Origin of the sequence: Binatus sp. (SeqCode), from assembly GCF_036522015.1 — a bacterium.
GTDB lineage: Bacteria > Desulfobacterota > Binatia > Binatales > Binataceae > Binatus.
Genome location: NZ_DATDGQ010000344.1, coordinates 50031 through 56205, shown reverse-complemented (window position 1 = coordinate 56205; position 6175 = coordinate 50031). Strand labels below are relative to the sequence as shown.

Here is a 6175-nt window from a genome sequence, read left to right as displayed (position 1 = left end):
GTGACGGTTCGTCGGCTTCCTTCTGGGCCCGTGTTTTATGCGCGGCGTAACGCCCCCCTTTTCCGAATCCCCAAGGAGGGGAGGACTCCGTCACTGGTGTCGCGCTTGGCCGGGAACCGGTCGCCGGTATCCGTCCGCGTCGGCGATGCTCGCAGCTTTGTGACGATGCAACCCTCCGACTGCTTGTCACGGGCTGTCGCGCCCGTCAGGCCAACCTATCGGCCCTCACCCTCTCAGGAGCGAAGCCCCTTGTGAGTTCGAACCCAACTCCCTCCGCCACCCTGGAGCTACCCCGTTTCGGTGGATAGTTTTGGGCTTGGGTGTTTAATGGTTTTGGCTGCCTCCGACTATTCGCATTAGTGTGGGTCTGATTCCAGCTTTTCGGCCTCACCCTTCATTTGCACTGAGGGTGAGGCCGGAAAGCTTAAAGGTTTTGGATCCGCGGCTGCGACGCCGTGCACCGCGCCGGCCGCCGTGTTTTTCGGCGGCCCAGCGGTGCGTGTGGCGGCCGCGCACCTCAAGGTTTGGTTTGCGTCGTCTGCATAGAAGCGTTCGTAATCGATCGGCGACTGGTAGCCGAGCGCGGAGTGGCGGCGACGCGGATTGTACCAGCCCTCGATGAAGTCGAAGGTTGCCATCCGCGCCTCGACCTGGGTCTTGAACCGGCGGCGCTCGAGCAGCTCACATTCCAGAGTGGCGAAAAAGCTCTCGCACATCGCGTTATCGAAACAGTCGCCCACCGAGCCCATGGAGGGTCGCAGTCCCGCCTCGTGGCAGCGTTGGCCGAAGGCGAGCGAGGTGTACTGGCAGCCCTGGTCGGAGTGATGAATCACTGCCGCGGGTCGGCGCTGTGCGAGCGCCATATTGAGCGCCGCTAACACCAGTTCCGTGCGCAGATGAGTTTCCATCGCCCACCCGACTACTCTGCGGCTGAACGCGTCGAGCACCACGGCCAGATACAGAAAGCCGGCCCAAGTGGGAATGTAAGTGATATCGGCGACCCACAACCGATCGGGTCCCGCCGCGCTGAAGTTGCGCTCGACCAGATCTGGCGCGGGCCGCGCGGCGCGATCCCGCGTGGTGGTGGTGATCCACTTGCGGCGGCTCACGCCATAGATGCCGGCCACCTCCATCAGCCGCGCGACCCGCTTGCGACCGACGCGGACGCCCTGCGCCGCCAGCTCGGCGTGAATGCGCGGCGCGCCGTAGGTTGCGCGCGAGCGTTCATGAACCGCCTGGATCTGCAGGCTCAGTTCCGCGTCGGCACGCGCTCGCTCCGAGCGCGGCCGTATACGCCACGCATAGTAGCCGCTGGTGGAGACTCCCAACACCCGGCACATCGTGGCAATCCCGTGCATGGCCTGATTCGCACTCACGAATTGGAACGCCGTGACGGCACTGAGCCGGTCTCCGTGGCGAACCAGGCCGCGGCTTTTGACAAAATCTCGCGCTCTTCGCGCAGTACCCGGTTCTCGCGCCTAAGCCGCGTCAGTTCTTCCCGCTCACTGCTGGTCAGTCCGTCGCTGCGCTCTCCCATATCCAGTTGCGCCTGTCTGACCCATTGCCGAATGCTCTCGACCGACGGTTCGAACTCACGCGCCAACTCCTTCAGCGACCGCCCAGCGCGCGCCAGTTCGACCATCCGCCGCCGATACTCGGCCGGGTAGGGTGGATGTGTTTTCGGCATCGCTCTCCTCCTTGCCTTCCTGCCAAACACACTCCACGAAACCGGGTCAACTCCAATACCGGCCAGACACCTTTCGTTTGCGAAAACTGGCAGTGCCGTCCGACACGATGCCGCGCTCGAAAGATCATAGAAGGATCCTTCGGTGTGGAGTGCGTCAATCTATGGAGATGAACTCGGTCGTCGACTCGACTGTACAACTGGCTCCTTGCGCGGGGCGACGGATGCCACTGCAGGAGCTGATAGCGGTCCGAAGATGTGGCGTACGGAGACAAAGAAAACCGGCACGAAAGGGATCGCAAGAAGAGTCGAAGCGAGCATTCCGCCGAAGACTACGGTGCCCAGTGACTGCTGGCTCGCGGCGCCGGCACCGGTGGCGGTCAACAGCGGAACCACGCCGAGAATAAATGCGAGCGAGGTCATAAGAATTGGCCGGAAGCGCCGACGGGTTGCTTCCACGGCGGCTTCGGCCGTTCCCATCCCTTGCGCCGCAAGGTCGCGCGCAAACTCGACGATGAGGATCGCGTTCTTCGCCGCCAGCGCAATCATCAGGACCAGTCCTATCTGCGTATAGAGGTCCACCGGGAACTTCCTGATGACCAGTGCGACAAGGATACCTACCAGAGCAGTCGGTACTACCAGGATAACTGCAATCGGATCGGTCCAGCTCTCGTATTGCGCCGCGAGAACCAGATAAACCAGCGTGATCGATAATGCAAAGATAAAATAGGCTTGACTGCCCGTTTGCTCTTCCTGATAGGCAAGTCCGGTCCATTCGTAACTCATGCCTGCGGGCAGCGTTTCATCGGCGAACTTACCCATCATGCTTAATGCCTGCCCCGAGCTATACGAGGGCATCGGAATTCCGGTCAGAATCGCAGCGGGATAAAGGTTGTAGCGCGTGACCAGCTCGGAGCCCAGCATTCTGCGAACCGAAACCAGTGCACCCAGCGGCACCATCTGGCCTTCCTTGTTCATTACATTCAGATTTTGTATGTCGGCCAGTGCGCGGCGATAGTCGGCCTCGGCCTGAACGCGGACCTGAAAGGCCTGGTTAAACTTGTTGAACTGATTTACGTAGGTCGAGCCGAGATAGGTCTGTAGCGTCCCGGAAACATCGTTGACCGGAACACCCAGGGACTCCGCCATTGTTCGATCGATGTTGAGATAAATCTGCGGGCTGTCATCGCTGAACGTGGTGAAGCCAAGACGCAGAAAGCCACCCACGCTCTGCGCTCGATCGAGCAATACGTGAGTCGCCTTCTGCAATTCGCGAAGTCCATTGCTCGCGCGATCTTCGACGACCATCTGGAAGCCGAACGCAGTTCCCAAACCAGGAATAGGAGACGGAGGCATCACATCGAATGAAGCTGTACGAATAGACTGGACCTTTTCCTGAATACTTTTAATTATTCCGGCCTGGGTCAGACCTGCTGGACGCTTGTTCCAGGCATCGTAGACGCAGAACACGGTGACGTAGTTCGAAACGTTGGCGGAGTCCAGCGCCGAGAATCCACCCATCGTGACCCAGCCCTTGATGCCGGGACTCTCCTTCAATATTGCGTTGATTCGATCGGAGACCTCTCTTACCCGGGGCTGGGCGGATCCTTCTGGAAGCTCAGCTGAGATTATGCAGTAACCCTGATCTTCGAGAGGCAATAGCGACGTCGGGTAGACCGAAAAGGCGAATCCGACCAAGAACAACACGGCGAAGAACCCTGCCACCATCTTGAAGGGACGGGCGACCATCCAGCTTACAAGTCCTATGTAGCGATCCTGGACTGCCACAAATCCTCGATTAAACTCGTCGTAAAACCAGTTGGGTTTGTAGTCCTTAGGCTTGGGTCTGAGATAAAGCGCACACTGTGTGGGCTTGAGCGTGAGTGCGTTGGCAGCACTGATAAGTGCGGTCGATGCGATCACCAGCGCGAACTGGCGAAACATCTGTCCGGTGATACCGGGCAGGAAGGAAGCCGGCAAGAAAACTGAAGTAAGAACCAGAGTGACGCCAAGAACCGGGCCGGTGAGCTCACCCATGGCCTTGATAGCCGAATCCTTGGGACTCAGTCCTTCTTCTATGTAGTGCGTACAGTTCTCGACGATGACGATAGCATCATCCACGACGATTCCGATCGCCAGGATGAGGGCGAATAGAGTCATCAAGTTGACCGAAAAACCGAGTAGTGCCATCGCCGCGAAAGCGCCTATGATGGTCACCGGCACAGTCGTGGCGGGAACCAGCATCGCGCGGAAGTTCTGAAGAAATATTACGATGACGATCAGAACCAGGATGCCTGCCTCGCCGAGCGTCACATACACCGCGTGAATTGCCTGACCGATGAAAACGGTAGTGTCATAGAGCGGAGTATATTTGAGTCCTTCCGGGAACGTGCTGCTCATCTTCGCCATCAGCCCGCGCACGGCGGTGGCCACCTGCAGCGAATTTGCGCCGGGCAGTGCATAGATTGCTATATGGCCTGCCTTCTTTCCGCTCAGATTGGAAAACAGCGTGAACTGCTGTTGGCTCATCTCGATCTTTGCAACGTCCTTGAGCCGCACTATCGACGCAGTCTCGCTTGGTTGGGCGCTGTTAACGGATTCTCCTACCAGTGACGGTGCGAGACGACTTTTGATAATGATGTTTTCGAACTCTTTCGGATCCGACAGGCGTCCCTGGGTGTTAACCGTGAACTGGAAGATCTGGTTCGATGGAACCGGCGGCCCTCCGATCTGACCCGACGCGACCTGGTTGTTCTGCGCCTGAATCGAGTTCTGTACATCGAGTACGGTCAGCCCGAAAGTCTTGAGCTTATCGGGATCGAGCCAGACCCTCATGCTATAGGCACCGGCGCCTATAACCTTGACTTGACCTACCCCTGGAATACGGGCGATAGGATTAACCAGGTTGATGGTGGCATAGTTGCTCAGGAAGGTCTCATCGAAGCGGTTGTCATCCGAGTAAAGGCTCTCCATCAGCAGGATGTTGGTGGTGACTTCCTTGACGTTTACCCCCTGATCCTTCACGGGCGAAGGCAGTTGCGAGAGCGATCCGTTGACCGCGTTCTGGACCAGCGCCAGCGAGGTGTCGAGATCGGTCCCGATCGTGAAGGAGACGGTCAGCGTATAACTTCCATCGCTGCCGCTGGTGGATTGCATGTAGATCGCGTTCTTCACGCCATTAACCGACTGCTCGATCGGTACACCCACTGTCTTGGCGACAGTCTCGGCGCTGGATCCAGGATAGTTCGTGGTTACCTGGATCGTCGGCGGCACGATAGGCGGATACTGTGAGACCGGCAGGGAATAGAGACAGACAAACCCAAGCAGGACGATGACTATTGCGAAGACGTTCGCGAGGACCGGCCGCTCAATAAAGAACTTCGACATTAGTTGGCCTTAGTGACGGCCGGCGTCCTGTGCTGTGCCTGGGATTGCAGTTCGGGATTGACTTCGCGCCCTGGAATAGCTTGCAGCAGTCCTTCGGTAACAACCTTATCCTGGGGACCCAAGCCTTCATCAATCACGAATTGCTGACCGAGCTCAGTGCCAGTCTTTACGCTTTTGCGCCGAACGATGTTCTGGCTATCTACAATCAGGACGTACTCGCCCTGCTCATCGAAGCTCACGGCAGTGGCCGGGATCAGCAGAGCCGGATGCTTCTCGGGCGAGACCACTCTGACCCGTACGAACAAGCCGGGAACTATCAACGAACCCGGATTGGAAAAGATGCCTCGCAACTGCAGTGTGCCCGTGGTCGGCGCGACGCTGAGTGAAGCGAAGTCGAGTGTCCCATGATGCGGATAGCCTTCCTCATCCGTGAGGCCGAAGTAGAACGGGATGGGCTGCGACGGGAGTTCGCCGCCAGAAGGTTGTTTCATGCGCCGGCGAATCTTGAGCAGTTCAGTTTCTGCAACCGTGAAATAGACGTACATGGGATCGACGCGGTTGATCTCGGCTAGCTGTGTGTTGGTGCCAGCTCCAACCAGGTTGCCGGGATTTACCAGGTGACGTCCCATCTGGCCATCAAAAGGGGCGCGCACTTCAGTGTAACCAAGGTTCAGTCGGTCCAGACTGGTCTGCGCCTGGGCACTGGAGAGACCGGCAGCCGCGGCCGCCCGCTCGTATTGCCAGTGATCCACTTCCGTCTGTGTGGCAGCGCCCTGCTTTTCAAGGCCGTTGTAGCGAGCCAGCTCAGTGGTCGAATGGAATAGAGCTGCCTTTTGCGTCGCGACCTGCGCCAATGCCTGTTGTAACTGATCCTTGTATTGTTGCTGTTGAATCGTGAACAGCAGGTCGCCCTTCTTTACAAGTGCTCCATCGGTAAAGTGGACCTTGTCCAGATAACCCTCGACGCGGGCGACCAGCGTCACAGAATCCACCGCTACCGTGTTGCCGGTAAAGTCGAGGTGATCCGCGACGTCCTGTGTAACCGGGGTCGCGACCGTAACGGTAGGAGGGGTGATGGTGGGGCCGCTCATCTTTCCGCATCCG

Annotated in this window: 2 protein-coding genes and 1 pseudogene; all 3 read right to left on the bottom strand. The window is 58.4% G+C overall.

The genetic code is table 11. From position 1 onward, the window contains the following. Nucleotides 1–548 precede the first annotated feature (548 nt). Nucleotides 549–1687, bottom strand: a pseudogene (locus VIW95_RS14635) (IS3 family transposase); the annotation flags it as partial. A gap of 159 nt (nt 1688–1846) precedes the next feature. Further along, a complete protein-coding gene (locus VIW95_RS14630) occupies nt 1847–5071 on the bottom strand; it encodes an efflux RND transporter permease subunit (RefSeq protein WP_331587811.1) in 3225 nt (1074 codons plus the stop codon). Continuing rightward, nucleotides 5071–6162 (bottom strand): efflux RND transporter periplasmic adaptor subunit, encoded by a 1092-nt coding sequence (locus VIW95_RS14625; protein WP_331587809.1) that lies wholly within the window; start codon nt 6160–6162, stop codon nt 5071–5073. Before VIW95_RS14625 ends, VIW95_RS14630 begins: the two co-directional genes overlap by 1 nt. Between the last annotated feature and the right edge of the window lie 13 nt (nt 6163–6175).